At 37.7% G+C, this 16,932-nt stretch carries 14 protein-coding genes and 1 riboswitch; all 14 genes read right to left on the bottom strand.

Going from position 1 to position 16,932, the window contains the following annotated elements:
* Positions 1 to 129 precede the first annotated feature (129 nt).
* Positions 130 to 603, bottom strand: coding sequence for a 6,7-dimethyl-8-ribityllumazine synthase (gene ribH / locus DKL58_RS01305; RefSeq protein WP_045927488.1), 474 nt, complete (start codon positions 601 to 603; stop codon positions 130 to 132).
* Between the two features lie 2 nt (positions 604 to 605).
* Positions 606 to 1,832, bottom strand: coding sequence for a GTP cyclohydrolase II (gene ribA / locus DKL58_RS01300; RefSeq protein WP_109586984.1), 1,227 nt, complete (start codon positions 1,830 to 1,832; stop codon positions 606 to 608).
* An 11-nt stretch (positions 1,833 to 1,843) separates the two neighbouring features.
* Positions 1,844 to 2,449: a riboflavin synthase gene (gene ribE / locus DKL58_RS01295; protein WP_109585811.1), complete on the bottom strand. Its 606-nt coding sequence runs from the start codon at positions 2,447 to 2,449 to the stop codon at positions 1,844 to 1,846.
* Positions 2,434 to 3,495 carry a bifunctional diaminohydroxyphosphoribosylaminopyrimidine deaminase/5-amino-6-(5-phosphoribosylamino)uracil reductase RibD gene (gene ribD / locus DKL58_RS01290; RefSeq protein ID WP_239386401.1) on the bottom strand — a complete coding sequence of 354 codons (1,062 nt, stop codon included), beginning with the start codon at positions 3,493 to 3,495 and terminating at the stop codon, positions 2,434 to 2,436. Before ribD ends, ribE begins: the two co-directional genes overlap by 16 nt.
* A gap of 120 nt (positions 3,496 to 3,615) precedes the next feature.
* A riboswitch (FMN riboswitch) is annotated at positions 3,616 to 3,749 on the bottom strand.
* Between the two features lie 449 nt (positions 3,750 to 4,198).
* Complete coding sequence (locus tag DKL58_RS01280; protein ID WP_109586982.1) at positions 4,199 to 4,945, bottom strand: aspartate/glutamate racemase family protein; 747 nt, start codon at positions 4,943 to 4,945, stop codon at positions 4,199 to 4,201.
* Positions 4,946 to 4,958: 13 nt separating this feature from the next.
* Entirely contained in the window at positions 4,959 to 6,530 is a 1,572-nt protein-coding gene (locus tag DKL58_RS01275) for a UDP-N-acetylmuramoyl-L-alanyl-D-glutamate--2,6-diaminopimelate ligase (RefSeq protein ID WP_045927485.1), read from the bottom strand.
* A gap of 44 nt (positions 6,531 to 6,574) precedes the next feature.
* The gene (locus tag DKL58_RS01270) at positions 6,575 to 7,729 is read right to left on the bottom strand and encodes a sensor histidine kinase (protein ID WP_034978889.1); all 1,155 of its coding nucleotides are present in this window, start codon (positions 7,727 to 7,729) and stop codon (positions 6,575 to 6,577) included.
* A gap of 4 nt (positions 7,730 to 7,733) precedes the next feature.
* Complete coding sequence (gene croR / locus DKL58_RS01265) at positions 7,734 to 8,420, bottom strand: response regulator transcription factor CroR (RefSeq protein WP_034978891.1); 687 nt, start codon at positions 8,418 to 8,420, stop codon at positions 7,734 to 7,736.
* A gap of 178 nt (positions 8,421 to 8,598) precedes the next feature.
* Positions 8,599 to 9,567 (bottom strand): ABC transporter ATP-binding protein, encoded by a 969-nt coding sequence (locus DKL58_RS01260; protein ID WP_109585810.1) that lies wholly within the window; start codon positions 9,565 to 9,567, stop codon positions 8,599 to 8,601.
* A gap of 1 nt (position 9,568) precedes the next feature.
* Positions 9,569 to 11,095 (bottom strand): ABC transporter permease/substrate-binding protein, encoded by a 1,527-nt coding sequence (locus DKL58_RS01255; protein ID WP_109585809.1) that lies wholly within the window; start codon positions 11,093 to 11,095, stop codon positions 9,569 to 9,571.
* Between the two features lie 198 nt (positions 11,096 to 11,293).
* Positions 11,294 to 13,165, bottom strand: coding sequence for an ABC transporter ATP-binding protein (locus DKL58_RS01250; protein WP_109585808.1), 1,872 nt, complete (start codon positions 13,163 to 13,165; stop codon positions 11,294 to 11,296).
* Complete coding sequence (locus DKL58_RS01245; protein ID WP_109585807.1) at positions 13,166 to 14,890, bottom strand: ABC transporter ATP-binding protein; 1,725 nt, start codon at positions 14,888 to 14,890, stop codon at positions 13,166 to 13,168.
* A 142-nt stretch (positions 14,891 to 15,032) separates the two neighbouring features.
* Positions 15,033 to 15,815, bottom strand: a complete 783-nt coding sequence (locus tag DKL58_RS01240) for a DUF1129 family protein (RefSeq protein WP_045927481.1) — start codon at positions 15,813 to 15,815, stop codon at positions 15,033 to 15,035.
* A gap of 9 nt (positions 15,816 to 15,824) precedes the next feature.
* Complete coding sequence (gene ychF / locus DKL58_RS01235; protein ID WP_109585806.1) at positions 15,825 to 16,925, bottom strand: redox-regulated ATPase YchF; 1,101 nt, start codon at positions 16,923 to 16,925, stop codon at positions 15,825 to 15,827.
* Between the last annotated feature and the right edge of the window lie 7 nt (positions 16,926 to 16,932).

Raw genomic sequence — 16,932 nt, 5'->3', positions numbered from 1 at the left:
ACATTAATAGCTTTTATATAATATATAATTGATAATCACATATTTATTAATTAAAAAGAAAACAAGTCGTTTCTGATAGTAGAAGCGACTTGTTTTCTAGTCATTATGAACAGTGATTAAATGTAGTAATTATAATTGTTTAATTTGTTCTTCTATATTTAAAACCTCTAACACATCCGTAGCACACTCTGCACCTTTATTGCCCGATTTACCACCGGCACGATCAGTTGCTTGTGCCACCGTATCAGTCATTAACACGCCAAACATCACTGGCACTGTGCCATTTGCTGATGCTGCTGCTAACTGTGAAGTAGTGCCTTCACAAACGTAGGTAAAGTGAGCTGTTTCACCCCGAATTACTGCTCCTAATGCAATGATACCGTCAACCTTACCACTTTTTGCCAAGCAGTTTACCGTACGGGCAATTTCAAAGGCACCAGGTACCCGTATTACCACAATATTTTCATCTTTCACGCCCGATTTTTTTAATTGTGACACAGCTCCAGAAAGGAGACGATCCGTTACCACACCATTAAACTGAGCAACAACAATACCAATCTTTTTATCTTGTCCTTGAGCAATGTTTCCGTTAATTTCTTTCATAATTAATCCACCTCATTTAAAATATGATTCATTTCATGCTTTTTAGTAGCCAAGTATTTCTTATTCTCTGTCGTCATGCCCACTTCAACTGGAATGCGTTCAGTAACTTTGATGCCATAGTTTTCTAATTGCGCTACCTTATCCGGGTTATTAGTCATTAATTTAACTTCGCTAACACCCTTTTGTCGTAAGATTTCGGCTGCGACATTATAGCGGCGAGCATCAACTGGCAAGCCTAGATGCTGGTTAGCTTCTACTGTATTCATACCCTCATCTTGCAGCTTATAAGCGCGTAATTTATTCTCCAGGCCAATGCCTCGACCTTCTTGACGCAAGTATAAAACCGCTCCTGAACCATTTTCTTCAATTTTAGTTAATGCTTCAGCCAGTTGAGCGCCACAATCACAACGCTTAGAACCAAATACATCTCCCGTTAAGCATTCACTGTGAAGCCGCAATAAAAGCGGCTCACCTTTTTTAACTTCACCTTTGCTAATTAATAAAGTAGGCTGCTTTTCAGGATGCTTGGTATCTCTGAAACCTTCAAGCTGGAAGTGACCATATTTTGTAGGAAAGTCAACCTTAGTAAAAGATTCAATCCCCAAATCTTTGTTTTCCTGATTTTTACGGTACTCAATTAACTCCTCAATGGTCAAATAAGGTATGCCAAGTCCTTCTGCTAAAGCTTTTAGATCTTTGCGTCTGGCCATTGTTCCGTCTTTTTTAATGCACTCACAAATAAAGCCAACAGGAGCAACGCCAGCTAGTCTTGCCAAATCTAAGGCTGCTTCTGTATGACCGGTCCGTTCCAGCACGCCACCTTCTTTAGCTACTAACGGGAAAACATGACCAGGATGATAAAAATCAGCCCATTGACTATTAGGATCAGCTAACTTTTTAATTGTTTTCGCACGATCAAAAGCTGAAATTCCCGTAGTAGTTTCAGTGGAGTCAACACTAAGAGTAAAAGCTGTGCCAAAAGTATCGTTCGAGCCAGTTTCAATTGGTTTTAATTGCAGACGGTCGGCATACGCTTTGCTCATTGGTACGCATAATAATCCACGAGCCTTAGTAATCATCATATTAACCGCTTGCGGTGTAACCTTCTCTGCTAAGCCAATCATGTCCCCTTCAGACTCACGTTGAGGCGAATCAGCGACAATAACTAATCCACCTTTTAGCATATGTTTTAATACCTTTTGCATTTTTTCGTTCAATTGTTCTGTCATTTTTTTCTCCATCATAATTCTTTTTTCCAAGCCTGAATCTGCTTAACTGCGTAGCGACCAATCATATCCACTTCAATATTTGCTTTATCGCCCACTTGATAATGAGCAAGCGTAGTATTTTGAATGGTATAAGGAATTAAGCTTACGCCAAAATGATCATTCTCTGCCATCGTGACGGTTAAACTGATGCCGTCAATAGCGATCGACCCTTTTTCAACAATAAAGGGAGCATACTTATGTGGTACTTGAAATTCCAATTCAATAGAATTTTCGTTTTCAACTCGTTTTACGAGCTCGGCTGTTGTATCAATGTGTCCTGCAACAATATGACCATCCAGTTTGCCGTTTAGCGCCAGTGAAGGCTCCAAATTAACCAAACTACCTTTTTGCAACTTGCCTAGATTAGTTCTTTTCATTGTTTCTGGCATTACATCAACTGCAAAATCTTCTTCGCTCCAGTCAGTAATGGTTAAGCAGATGCCGTTCACGGCAATGCTTGCTCCTAAAGGCAAATCTTTTTGCATCAATTTTGGCGCACAAATACCTAGTCTAGCATGTTGCGCACTTATTTCTAAGCGAGTTATCGTACCAGTTGTTTGAATTATTCCTGTAAACATTCTTTTCTCCTCACACGAATTCTTACATCTTGGTTTAAACTTTTAACATCCAATAATTGGTAGTGACTTATTTCTGCTAAAGCCTGTCCGTACACAGCAGGTAGTGCTGTACCACCCAACACCAGAGGGGTAATATACGTTACTATTTCATCCACCAAATCAGTTGCTATAAACTGGGCTTGTACATTGCTGCCACCTTCAACTAACAACGATTGAATTTCATGTTCAGCCAAAAGTTGGATCACCTTTTGGGGTGTCCATTTGCTAGCAGTATAACAGCACACATTTTCTCCAACATTTTGAGTTAAGTTTGTTTCACTCAGTAACCAAATTTGACCCCGGGTCTTAAATATTTGACTGGTAAAATCCAACCGATTGGCATCCTTAGTTAACACAATCCTAATAGGTGGATGTGGTAAGTTTTTTATTCTGACAGTTAACAGCGGATTGTCAATGCGTAATGTGTTTGCACCAATTAAAATGGCTTGATTTTGCAACCGCAATTTTTGTACATCTACTTGAGCCGCATCCCCAGTCAAAAGTGTTCTTCTTTTGCCCGCGGCATTAATTTTGCCATCAATAGACATTGCATATTTAAGTGTCACAAAGGGCCTTTCTTGCTGATAAAAAAAGTTATACGCAACATTTAAACTCTCAGTGCCACCAATGACCTCAGTCTGAACACCATGACTTTTAAGATATTTAATGCCTTTACCTGCCACAATTTGATGAGGATCGACCTGACCAATAACAACTTTTTTGATTCCGGCCTCGGCTACTTTTTTGCAACAAGGTGGCTGCTTACCATAATGACTGCAAGGCTCCAATGTTACATACAAAGTTGCTCCCCGAGCTTGTTTGGGATCTGCTAAGTGTGACAGTGTATTTACTTCCGCATGTTCTTTGCCAAATTGATGGTGGTAGCCAGTTGCTAAAACCTGACCATCTTTAACCAAAACTGCACCAACTAATGGGTTTGTCCAAGTCATTCCCTGAGCTTTTAAAGCCTCTTGGACTGCCATTTGCATATAATCTCTATCCTGCACTATTTCACTTCCTAAGCATTAAAAAACCTCGTTGATAAAATCAACGAGGCTTATTTTTTTATTCATCAAATAAGATTTCAGCGAAGTTTAATAACGACGCGAGTTTTCTGCTTAATCTTGTTTGTTCTTCTCCCATCCAGACTTTAACTGTCGGTACTAGACTTGCACTAGTTCCACCGCAAAACGCGGGTCACGGACTTCAATCATTAATTGTCACCGTCGGTAAGGAATTACACCCTGCCCCGAAGAAACCGTATTCAACTGTTTTTAGTATAATATAGTTATGCCCTATCGGCAATAGCAATTTATTGTTTTATATAATTAAATACATGATAAGCTCAAACTTAAATAAATTATTCCTTAAAACTTCCAATCAGACAAATGGAGAGGAATATTATTGTTTTTACCAAAATATTTTTTAAAGGCAGTGCCAAATGACGAATGATCTTTAAGATGATTGCAATAAGCGTCTCTGATACTCAAAATTGTTGTCACTGCTAAATTAGTAGTGACAATTATCAGTATGCTAATAAATATATACAAAAGATATAGCATCTTAGCCCTCCTATTTTTAACTGTATCACTTTTATAATACACTACTACTTAGTGATAACATTGTCAACTTTTTTTGGCAAAATAAATAGACTAACAATCAAATTGATTACTAGTCTATTTTAATTTAATATGTAAAACTTACGTTTTATTAATACATATATTTCTCTATAGCTGTTCTTGGATCCATTCCCGCACGTATTTTCAGTTCCAGTTCAATTGCTACGTCAGCCAAGATTACTTGCGGGTCGATAACATTATAAGGATGATCTGGAGCTTTTTCCTGAGCCAGCGACAATTCAGTACAGCCAAGTAAAATCACATTGCACCCATATTGATCATGCATTGTTTGCAATATGTGGTGGTAAAGTTCGCCATTAACCACACCTTTTTCCTTGATATTTGAATAAATCAGTTCAGTAACCATTGGCTGAATCTCAGATCCTCCAATTTCAACCTCACGCCCTACTTCTTTAATCTCATCTTCATACAAATGATCGTAAATTGATCCTTCGGTGGCAATTAAACCAATTTTTTTCTCTCGTGGATAATCGGTTATAAACTTATGAACAGCAATGCGCATCATATGCAAAAAAGGTATGTCTGTCAGTTTGGCCAAGTCATCATAACAATAATGAGCTGTGTTGCATGGCATTACAAAAAAATCAGGCTTTAGTTGTGCTTGCTGGAGCACATCCTCACGCAAAGCAGTGAAAAAATTAGGCTTGCTGGGATCTTTGATATATGCTGTACGATCAGGAACTTGTGCATCATTAACTAAAATATAATTTAAATAATCCTGATCTTTAGTAATTTTGATACGATGATTAATCATCCGGACATAACTTTCAGTCGCAATAGTGCCCATACCGCCAATAATACTAAAAAAATGTTTCATTATACCTGCTTTTCTAACTTCTAAAGTGTTCTTTTTTGCCTTCAAGCTCATCAATTACCTGTTGAGCAACCATAATATCAGATGGATATGGCGTATCTACACCGCGTATTTTTTGAAAACCGTCTGCACCTTTACCGCAAATCAGGACAATATCACCTTTTTTCGACAAATTAATGGCATCATATATGGCCTTCTTACGATCGAGTTCTATTGTTACATCAACTTTAGAATGATCAATTCCGGCATTAATTTCCTGTGCAATTTCTTTTGGATCTTCAAATCCCGGGTCATCAGTAGTTAAAAAAGCCTTATCCGCATACGTATTTAAACTGTGACTAAAACCGGGACGGCGAGAGACACCCTTATCACCTGGAGCACCTACAACAACAATGATTTTTGGATTATTAAATTCACGTTGCATAAAGCCCATAAGTGCCATCATGGAAGCTTCGTTATGTGCATAATCTACAACCACTACACCATGGTCTTTGGTCACTTCTGTCTGCATCCGTCCAGGAACCGTTACTTGACTAATTCCTTTAGCAGCATCGTCATGATCCATTCCGGCCAGTCCGGCTCCAATTACTGCAGCCGTACCGTTTGATTCATTAAAGTCACCCAGCATCTTTAACTGGTAATCACCAGCTATTTTAAGCTGCCTTGCTTTGTCACTGACACATAATACCTGAAATTTAGTCTGAGCCATATCAAGTTTTTCGGTTGCAAACCGAAAATCAATTGTCTGTTTTAGGTTCGGATTGCTAAATTTTTCGTCAGCAAACAAGTAGATACTGTCTGGATCAGTAGTAGTCGTGGCAGCAGCATAAACTTCGTCAAAATGGTCAGTCTGAGCGTTAATAATACACTTGCGCGCATTAACCAATAACTGCAGTTTGCAGTGTAAATAATCAGCAAAGTTAGGATGCTCATTAGGTCCAATATGATCGGGTGAAATGTTTAAGAAAAAGCCTAAGTCATAAGTTAGTCCAAACACCCTGTTTTTCTTATAAGCCTGACTGGAAACTTCCATAACCATATGCGTCATACCATTGTCCACAGCCGTTCGCATATCACGGAACAAATCAAGTGATTCAGGAGTGGTTAAGCTGGATTTAAAAGTATCATCTTTTCCCTGACCTACAACTGTGTTGACCGAAGAAATCAGTGCTGTTTTGCCACCATTGACTTGATCCAGCATTCCTTTTAAAAAATAAGCAGAAGTGGTTTTACCTTTAGTACCAGTAATAGCAATTAAATATAAATCATCTTGAGGAAAGCGGAAAAAGGCTGCAGACAATAGAGCCATTGCCTTAGAAACATTGCGCACAATCAGTGCATGCATTCCCTTGCCTTCTGGATATGGTTGCTCTGCTACATAACAGTTGGCACCATTTGCTTTTGCCATTGACAAAAATGTAGGACGAAAACCAGCACCTTTACAAAAGAACAGTGTATTGGTTTGAACATCCCGTGAATCATATGACACATATTCCATTTTAGATGGGACGGTGTCCTGAACAGCACTTGATTTAAGCAGATGGTGCTCTTTTAAAATTAAAATACAGGTATTTAAAGAAATACTCATGCTATACTCCTCTATTTAATATCTCAGTCAAAATTATACCACAGCTATGCTGGAGTTTTTTCACTCTTTAGGTTCAAAGGCAGACAAATAATGAAACGTGTCCAATCTTTATCAGATTCACAACGAATTTTGCCGTGATGAAGATCAACAATGCTTTTGGTAATTGACAGACCCAGTCCTGTACCACCTGTTTTAGTATTCCGAGATCCTTCTACTCTATAGAACCGTTCAAATATTTTTTTTAACGACTCTTCAGGAATTTGGGCACCATTGTTTTCTACCCGTAATTCCACTTCATTGTTATTGACCAAATTAGCAATCAAATTAATTTGTGTTGCCCCTGTACCATATTTCAAAGCGTTAGTGATGAGATTATTGTAAACACGTACTAACTTTTCTGCATCGGCTTCAATCGTTAAATTCTTAGGTCTTGCTTCAATATTAAATACTATCCCTTTTTCTTGACCTTCAAATTCAAATCCCGCCGCCACTTGTTCCAACATAGAAAAAATATGTAAAGAAGACAGATTTAGTTTGGTACTTGTTGATTTTAACGTTGTATACTCAAGCAGATCATGAGCCAGAGACTTCATTTGTTCAGCTTTCATATACGCGATATTAAGATATTTTTGCTGATCTGCTGGATCTGACACCCCCGATTTAAGTAATCCTAAATATCCAATGATAGAAGTTAACGGCGTTCTGATATCATGAGAAACATTACTGATCAGTTCATCTTTAGATTTTTCAATCGCCTTTTCTTCATTAATTGCGTTGACTGTACTATCGACTAATGAATTAATCGAATCAATTACTTTTTGTAAATCTGTTTTGACTTTAAAAGAAATTGTATGATCAAAATGTCCCTTTGCAATATAATGCAGTTCAGAAATAACATGTCTTAACTGCATTTGATGATAACGCCGAATTAAGCGCCAGTAGAGCACGATTAAATCGCCAATACCCATAAAAATAATAAAGGTATTTTGCCAAGACCATAGATGGCGTCCACCAGCAAAAGTAATGGTCTTTTTTAAAAAATAAATACCGTTAACCAGGTTTTTATTTTGTAAAATTGTCAAGTTGATTAAAATAATCACCGATAGGTTTAACAATAACAGCAAAATAACCGTTATAACGCCTTCAGCAAACAACTCGCTTTTTTCAGCAGCTGTCAGCTTGACCCTTTCTTTTTTCATCTAGCTAAGCCTCAACTTTATAGCCTACACCCCAAACAGTCTGAATAACATCTTCGCCGCCTGTGGCCGTTTGAATCTTGTCACGCAAGTGCGAAACGTGCACCATAACGGTTTTAGCAGAAACTATCGATTCCTGTTGCCAAACCCGTTCAAAAATTTCATCAGCAGAAAATACACGATTAGGGTGGCTGGCAAGAAGATACAGAATACCGAATTCCAAAGCAGTCAACTGAATATCTTTGCCATCAATTGTTTTAACTTCATGTGAATCACGGTTGATAATGAGCGGTCCAACTTCAAGAATGTCAGGTTCATCATCTTTGACCTGTTTTTGACTGCGACGTAAAAGCGAACGAACTCGTGCCATAACCTCTAATGGATTAAATGGCTTTGACACATAGTCATCAGCACCCGTAATCAAACCCTGGATTTTATCCATGTCTCCTGTTTTAGCAGACACAATGATAATAGGAATATCAGAATCTTTACGTACTTCTTTGATAACATCAATCCCACTCATATTAGGCATCATGACATCTAAGATCATCAAAGCAATATCTGGAGTGGTAGTTAATTTAGTAATTGCTTCCTTGCCACTGTATGCAACAACCGGAGTATAACCTTCATTTTTGAGATAAATACTTAACAATTCGACGATTTCTTTGTCGTCGTCAACAACTAAAATTTTCATAGGGCTAATTTCCCTTCTTTTTACTTATTGATTATATTCGCTTTATTTTTCTATTCTACTAAATATAGTGTAGCAGAATCTATGTCTAATATTTTAGACAATTTTGTAACAAACTACTAATATTCAAGCATAACTTTATTATTTTATTAAAAAAGCTGGGTTTTTCCAGCTTGCTTTCTTAGTTTAAATTACTAATACCATTTAAATATTCCACTATCCACTGTCGATCAATATATCCTAAAAGTTCCTTATTTTGGTTTTGCACTGCCACTGCTTCATGATCGCACAACAGCTGCAGAAGCCTGGCGATAGTTTCTTCTTCACCAATTACCATCATATCAGGCAGTGACCTTAAAGCATCTTTTTTATATTTATTAAATAAAGCCGCCTGCCTCAAAGGCGTTTCGTATAAGTTATTGCCCAAACTGCCTTTAAAAAAGTCTCTCACAAAGTCATTTGCCGGGTGCCTTAAAACTTCTTCCGGTTTGTCCACCTGCAATAATTGCCCATCTTTCATAATACCAATTCTGTCCGCCAAAAGCAGCGCCTCATTCATATCATGAGTGACAAATATAATGGTGTTATGAAGCTGTTGATGCAAGTCAACAACCAGTTTTTGCAAATTTGCCCGTGAAAGTGGATCAAGGGCACTAAACGGTTCATCCATTAAGACAATAGGCGGCTTAGAAGCAATTGCCCGTAGTATTCCAATCCTCTGTTGCTCCCCACCAGATAATTCATGCGGATATCTTGAGGCATATTCTTGCGGATTTAACCCCACTTTTTCTAATAGTCGTGCAGCTATTTCATCAAGGTTCTTGCTCTTACCCTGGATCGCCGGAATCAGAGTAATGTTTTGAGCAACTGTCATGTTGGGAAAAAGTGCAATTTGCTGCAAAACATAGCCAATTTGCCAGCGCAATTTTTGCACATTGTATTCTGTAGTGGGCCGTTCATTAACTAAAACCAGGCCAGAATTTGGGTCTTCCAAACGATTAATCATTTTAACAGATGTTGTTTTCCCACTACCGGAGTTGCCAACTAAAACAAATAATTCACCTTGCTGAACATCGAGATTAAGGTTATTTACTACTACTTTATCAGCAAACGATTTTTTTACGTGATCAAATTTTATCGCTGAAGTCATCTTACTTCTCCTTAAGCAAATGCTGTTTTACTAAAAAATTATGTGCAACTTGTCTCGGATCCATATTTTTAACGTTTACTTCATAGTTCATTTCCTGCATTTGCTTTTCAGTAATTCTGCCTGCTAATTTATTCAAACTATGCACAATATGGGGATGCTTATTTGCAAAGTCATTACTCATTAAAGGAGCACCCTGATAAATAGGGAAGTTATGTTTATCATCCTTTAAAATACTTAGATGATACTGCCGCAACTCACTGTCAGTTGAATAGGCATCAACGATGTTAACTTTATTCTGGTTTATTGCTTGGTAGCGCAGAGCCGGCTCCATTGATTTAACAGGAAAATCGATTTTGTATAGTTTCTTGATCCCTTTAAAACCATCCCCACGGTCAATGAACTCTAAAGTCATGCCGCCCTTTAACTGATTAGTAATATTAGCCAAATCACTGATTTTCTTTAAATGATTTTTATTTTTAAAAGAGGTTTTGACAGCCAAAGCATAAGTATTATCATACGCCATGGGTTTAAGCAAAGTTAGTTTATCTTGCTCATACATTAATTTTTTAGCTTTTTCATAAGTCTCTTTTTCGCTTAGTCCTGCTGTTTTTACTGGAGATTTGGCAAAAGTTTCCAAAACGGTCCCTGTAAATTCAGGGTAAATATCAATCTTGCCATTTTTCAAAGCACTGTATAAAAAGGTCGTTTTACCAAAATTGGGTTTCAGAGTCACCTGCACATGTGAATCGTCTTGCTCGATTAAATCTTTATACATATTGATCAAAATCTCTGGTTCAGAACCCAACTTGCCGGCAATAATAATAGTCTCCTTTTGACTGGTAACTGCTTGGTAAATGCCGCTTCCGGCCAAAAATATAATGCTGACACTTAAAATTCCTAAAGCAGTTTTAACCGATGCATGCTCCAGCCACTTAATCAAAGCACTTAACGTGATTGCTAAAATACCTGAACATACTGCTCCTATAACAATTAATGCGGTATTATTACGGTCAATTCCCAATAGAATAAAACTACCAAGACCCCCAGCACCAATTAAAGCCGCCATAGTGGCAGTTCCAATAATTAAAACCAGTGCTGTCCTAATACCGGAAATAATTGTTGGCATAGCTAAAGGCAATTCTACTTTAAGCAACTTTTGCAAACGAGACATGCCAAATGCGTCTGCAGCTTCTTCAAGAGCAGGGTCAATTTCAGTTAAACCCAGATAAGTATTCTGAAAAATTGGTAATAAGGCGTATACAACTAAGGCAATCACAGCAGGTACTGTTCCTATTCCTACAAGTGGAATTAGCAAACCCAACAGTGCCAATGAAGGGATTGTCTGCAATATACTGGCAATTTGTAATAAAAATTCCGCAGCCCTGGTGTGTTTTACTGCCCAAAAAGCCAGAGGCATTGCAATTACCATTGCAATTAGTAGCGAAACTAATGAGATTTGCAGGTGCTGCAATAGGGCTACGCCCAAATCGCCCCTGCGCTCACTTAAGATTTGGAAAATTTGATTCATCGTTTAATTCCTTTTGTCTAGGCCAATTTTTTAATTATCCTAAATTACATAAAGCACTATGCTAATAGCTTTAGACCTAGCTAATTTCTTAAACATTACCATAACACAAACCTGAGTTCTGCAAGCAATTATTGCTTGCCAGTCTTTTTAAGCAAAAAAATTCCCAGCACAATAATGCTGAGAAAATATAATCAAAAATTACTGTATTTCTTTTTTACCAGTATATAACTCGTAGTAGTAACCCTTTTGCTTTAGAAGCTGATCATGGTTACCGGCTTCAATAATATGACCATGATCAAGTACTAAAATCAAGTCCGAGTTAACAATTGTAGATAAGCGGTGCGCTATGACAAAGCTAGTACGTCCTGCAAGCAGATTATCCATACCAGACTGGACAAGCTTTTCTGTTTGCGTATCAATGCTGGAAGTTGCCTCATCTAAAATCATGACTGGCTCATCCGCAATCATCGCCCGCGCAATACTGAGGAGTTGCATTTGACCCTGAGACAGATCTCCGCCATTACCATCGATAATAGTTTTATAGCCTTCGTCCAAGTGATGAATGAATTCATCGGCATGCGATAAGTGCGCTGCCTGGTACACATCATCATCACTTGCTTCAGCATTACCAAAACGGATATTATCCATAACTGTACCGGTAAACATGTGTGTGTCCTGCAATACTATTGATAACGACCGCCTTAAATCATCTTTTTTAATTCTATTAATCGGAATACCGTCATAAGTTATAGTACCAGAATTAATTTCGTAGAAACGATTAATCATATTAGAAATAGTGGTTTTGCCCGCTCCAGTTTCACCAACCAGCGCTACTTTCATACCAGGTTTGGCATCAATCGAAATATCATACAAAATTTGTTTATTTGGCGAATAACCAAAGTTAACATGATCAAAAACAATATGACCATTGACAGTAACTTTCTTCACTGACCCATCTTTTTGCGGTACATTCCAGTGCCATGCACCCTTTACATCTTCGTCTTTAGTGATGGTTACATCACCATCATCAACTTCAACTATCTGATCTTCTAATTTAAAAATTCTTTCCGCACCGGCTAATGCCATTACGATAGAATTTAACTGTTGCGAAATCTGAGCTATCGGCATTGCAAACTGTTTTGATAACTGCAGAAAGGCACCAATAACACCTAATGAAAGAGGTGCAATATGATTGATGGCCACCGCACCACCTAAAACTGCAATTAACACATAAAGCAAGTTGCCCAAGTTACCCATAATTGGGAATAAAATCGTGGCATAAGTATGAGCCTTGCCAGATGCTACCTGCAATGAATCGTTATAAGCATTAAAATCTTGCTCAACTTCAGGCTCATGGCTAAAGACTTTAATTACCTTAAGGCCATTAAGCATTTCTTCATTATAACCGTTAACTTGTCCTAATTCTTTTTGCTGCAGCTTAAAGTAATGAGCTGAACGTATCGTTAAAAAGCGTACAACGATAATAGAAAGAGCAAAGACTATTAAAGTAAAAATAGTTAGCTGCCAGCTTAAAACCAACATCGCACCTAAAACGAAAATAAGGTTTAAAGTTGAGTTCATAAACTGTGGAATCGATTGTGAAATCATTTGTTGCAACGTATCAATGTCGTTTGTATAACAGCTCATGATGTCGCCATAATCATTCTCATCGAAATAAGAAATTGGCAATTTTTCCATGTGCTCAAACATTTCCATCCGCACTCTGAATTGGACTTTTTGAGCTAAAACTGCCATTAACATTGCAAAAAGATAATTAGAAATGAATCCAATAGCGTAACAGCCAAACATTACTGCAATTGCGTGCAAAAGTGGACCGAAGTCTGGTCTGGCCTCTTTAGTTAGCGGAATAATGTAAGTATTTATCAAGCGCTCGATAAACAAGGATCCTAAAACATTCGCAGCAGCCGTGAGAATTATGGCAACTGTAGAACTGATAAGCATCCAAGGACTGGTACTAGCAACTAATTTAAGCAGACGCCACAGTATTGCAGAACGTTTACCAGAGATTTGGCTATTTTGTTTTTCCACTGCTTTATTCAAATTAATCACCTACTTCTTTTGTTCTTCTTGAAACTTGGCAATTGAGCTGTACAGATCATTGCGTTTCATTAACTCTTCATGTGTACCAATATCTTGAATTTTACCATCATCCATGACAATTATTCTGTCTGCATCCTTAATGGATACGATTCTCTGCGAAATAATTATTTTAGTGGTATCTGGCATATTTTCTACCAGTGCTTCGCGGATTTGACGCTCAGTTTGTGTATCAACCGCTGAAGTAGAATCATCCAAAATTAAAATCTTAGGCCTCTTCAGCAATGCCCGTGCAATTGTAATTCTTTGCTTTTGGCCACCGGAAACGTTAGTCCCCCCTTGTTCAACCATAGTTTCATATTGGTCAGGCATTTCACGAATAAAATCATCTGCATGAGCAATTTTGGCAGCAGCAACAATTTCTTCATCAATGGCATTTTCGTTACCCCATTTCAGGTTCTCCTTAATGGTTCCTGAAAACAGAACATTATTTTGCAAAACCATTGCCACGTTGTCGCGCAGTGTTTTTAAATCATATGATTTTACATTGTGTCCAGATACCCGAACGGCTCCTGAGTCTGTATCATAAAGCCGTGGAATCATGGATACTAAGGTTGATTTAGATGACCCGGTTTTCCCAATAATACCAATTGTCTCACCCGGTTTAATGGTTAGATTGATATTGTTTAAAGCCAGGTTCTTATCATCTGGATCATATTTAAAATTAACGTGATCAAAAATTACTTCACCATTGTTTACATGCTTTAAAGGTTTGCGTGGATTTTCAATTGATGGCTTTTCATTGATAACGTCAGCAATTCTGTGACCACTAGCAGCAGAGACAACCAGCTGTGTAAAGATCATTGCCAACATATTCAAACTGCCTAAGACAGAGTTTGAATATGAAAACATTGAGATAAGCTGACCGGTTTGTAAACTGCCACCAACAATTTCTTTGGCTCCAAACCAGCAAATAGCCAAGTTAGAAATATTTAACACTGCCATAACAACAAGTGAGTTCAGCGACATGATTTTTTGTGCAGTTGCAAATAGTCTGTAGATAAAGCCGGCAGATTTTTTAAATTTAACTGTTTGTGCTTCTTCTTGAACATAGGTTTTAACTTCACGAATGCCGCGAATGTTTTCCCGCACTACTTGGTTCATGCGGTCATAGCCCCTAAAAATCTTAGGAAAATACTTGCTGGCACTTTTAATAATGATACCGAGCAGAATGACAAAAACTGGTGCAATCACTACAAATACCAGTGATAATTGGGGACTGACAATAACAGACATGATTATTGACACCAATAACATCATTGGCGCTCTGACAGCAATTCTAATTAATATTTGATAAGACATCTGAACGTTATTAACGTCAGTCGTCATTCTCGTCACCAAACTGGCACTAGAAAAATTGTCAATATTTTCAAAAGAATAATCTTGCACATGATAAAACATGTCTTTACGCAAATTGGCTGCAAACCCAGCTGCAGCATGAGCAGAGGCATAACTGGCACCAGCACCTAAAACAAGTGAAAGAACCGTAAACACCAATAAAACAATACCGCTTTTAGTAATGTAGGGCATGTTCCCTTTCATAATGCCATTATCAATTAAAATACCAACCAAATATGGTATTAACATTTCAATGATAACTTCACCAGTGACAAAGAGTGGTGACAGCAAAGACAGTTTTTTATACTGCCTGATTGACTTACTCAGCGTGTTAATCATTAAATACCTCTTTCTAATTTATTAATGCGTTATTTTTAAACGTGTATTCAGTTTAAAAAGGATAAATAGATTCATGATAAATCTATTTATCCTTTAAAACATATAGTTATCTAAGTATAGCTCTTTTCTTGACAAAAAGCACCTATTTGCTCCTATCAGCTGGTGAAAAAGCAGAGCCGATAATTTGATAATGACGACGGAAAAGCCAGCGAATACCATATACCACTGCAGCAATTATTAAATTATATATTCCAGGCAAAACAGGATTTATAATTTGTAATGCTCTCAGAGATAAAACGCCAAAGCAGATAAAGAGCAATGCCATCATTGAAATAAAACCCCAAATTAATTTTGACCAGGGGATCTTGCGATTTTTACTGCCATTAGGTAAGACCCATTCATTATACTTCGTCATAAAAACGCCCAGTGCAGCACCAACAATCAACAAAGTTAAGGCACCCATCTCTGAATTATATTTGTTGTTCTTTTGGAATAAACCAATTAAGCCAAAAAGACCAAATAGCAAAGCTACATAAAACAGTGCATTATCCGTGGCATATTGCCAAAACGGAATATCTGAAGCTTTCTTCTTTTTGGGTTTTAACATGTCAGCAGCTTTTAATTTAGGTGACATGCCGTAATATGTACTGGCAGGTTGACCATGACGCTGTGCAATTATTAAATCATTCAAGAGCGCATCTACTCTTTTTTGAGCCTCTTCATGACTCATCTTGCCTTGTGTTTCAAGTTCTTTTTGCAAGCGAAAAACATAGTCAGAATTTTTATTGCTAAGTTGTTTACGCAACTCGGCAGGCTGCATTTGTTTGACCTCATCATCTATATTTTGATTGATTACTTTTTCCTTTAGTTTTTCCTGCTTGTTAGTATCTATTTTAGCTTGTGCTTCAGTTTTCTTTTCTGCCATTATTATTTCCTAAACGTTAAATCTAAATTCAATAATGTCGCCATCTTGAACTTCATAATCTTTCCCTTCAAGACGCAACCTACCAGCTTCTTTAACTTTCTGCATGGTTTCATATTTGTCTAAATCCGTGTATGAAACTACTTCCGCGCGAATAAATCCGCGTTCAAAATCAGAGTGAATAACTCCAGCCACTTGTGGTGCTTTCATCCCCTTATGGAAAGTCCAGGCACGAGTCTCAGGACCACCAGCTGTAAAGAAAGTTCTTAGTCCCAAAATATGGTAGGCTGCCCGGATTAAACGGTCAAGACCCGACTCAGTTACCCCTTCAGCTTCTAAAAATTCGGCTTTTTCATCATCATCCAAACCAGCAATCTCTTCTTCAGTAGCTGCAGAAATTCCTAGACATTCAGCATTTTCACTTTCAGCGTGCTTTTTAACAATTTGATAATATTGATCTTTTTCGGGATCGGCCATTGAATTTTCAGCAATATTAGCAACATAAATAACTGGTTTATCAGTTAGCAAGAACAAGCCCTTAACAATTTTTTGTTCATCTTCATTGAACTTGATTGAGCGAACGGCGCTACCCTCTTCCAAAACCGGTTTAATCTTTTGCAAAACATTATATTCAGCTTTAGCTTCCTTGTCATTTTGCTGGGCAATCTTTTTCACCTTGCTAATCCGACGATTAACGGCATCTAAGTCAGCAATTGCTAATTCCAGATTAATAGTATTGATATCTTCTTCCGGATCTACTTTGCCAGTAACTGAAGTGATATTGTCATCTTCAAAAGCACGGACAACATGAATAACGGCATCAGTTTGGCGAATATTTTCCAGAAATTTATTACCCAAACCTTCTCCTTTTGAAGCTCCCTTAACTAAGCCGGCAATATCAGTAAATTCAAAAGTAGTATGAACTATTTTTTTAGCAGGAATCAATTCCTGAATTCTAGCAAGTCTCTTGTCTGGAACTTCAACCATACCAACATTCGGTTCAATCGTAGCAAACGGATAGTTGGCCATTTCCGCCCCCGCTTTAGTAATTGCGTTAAACAAGGTCGACTTACCAACATTAGGCAGCCCAACAATCCCAGCAGTTAGTGACATTTTTTAT

Origin of the sequence: Lactobacillus kullabergensis (genome assembly GCF_003151025.1) — a bacterium.
Taxonomy (GTDB): domain Bacteria; phylum Bacillota; class Bacilli; order Lactobacillales; family Lactobacillaceae; genus Lactobacillus; species Lactobacillus kullabergensis.
The sequence above is the reverse complement of the archived record's forward strand: the minus strand, read 5'-3'. Positions and strand labels throughout refer to the sequence as shown.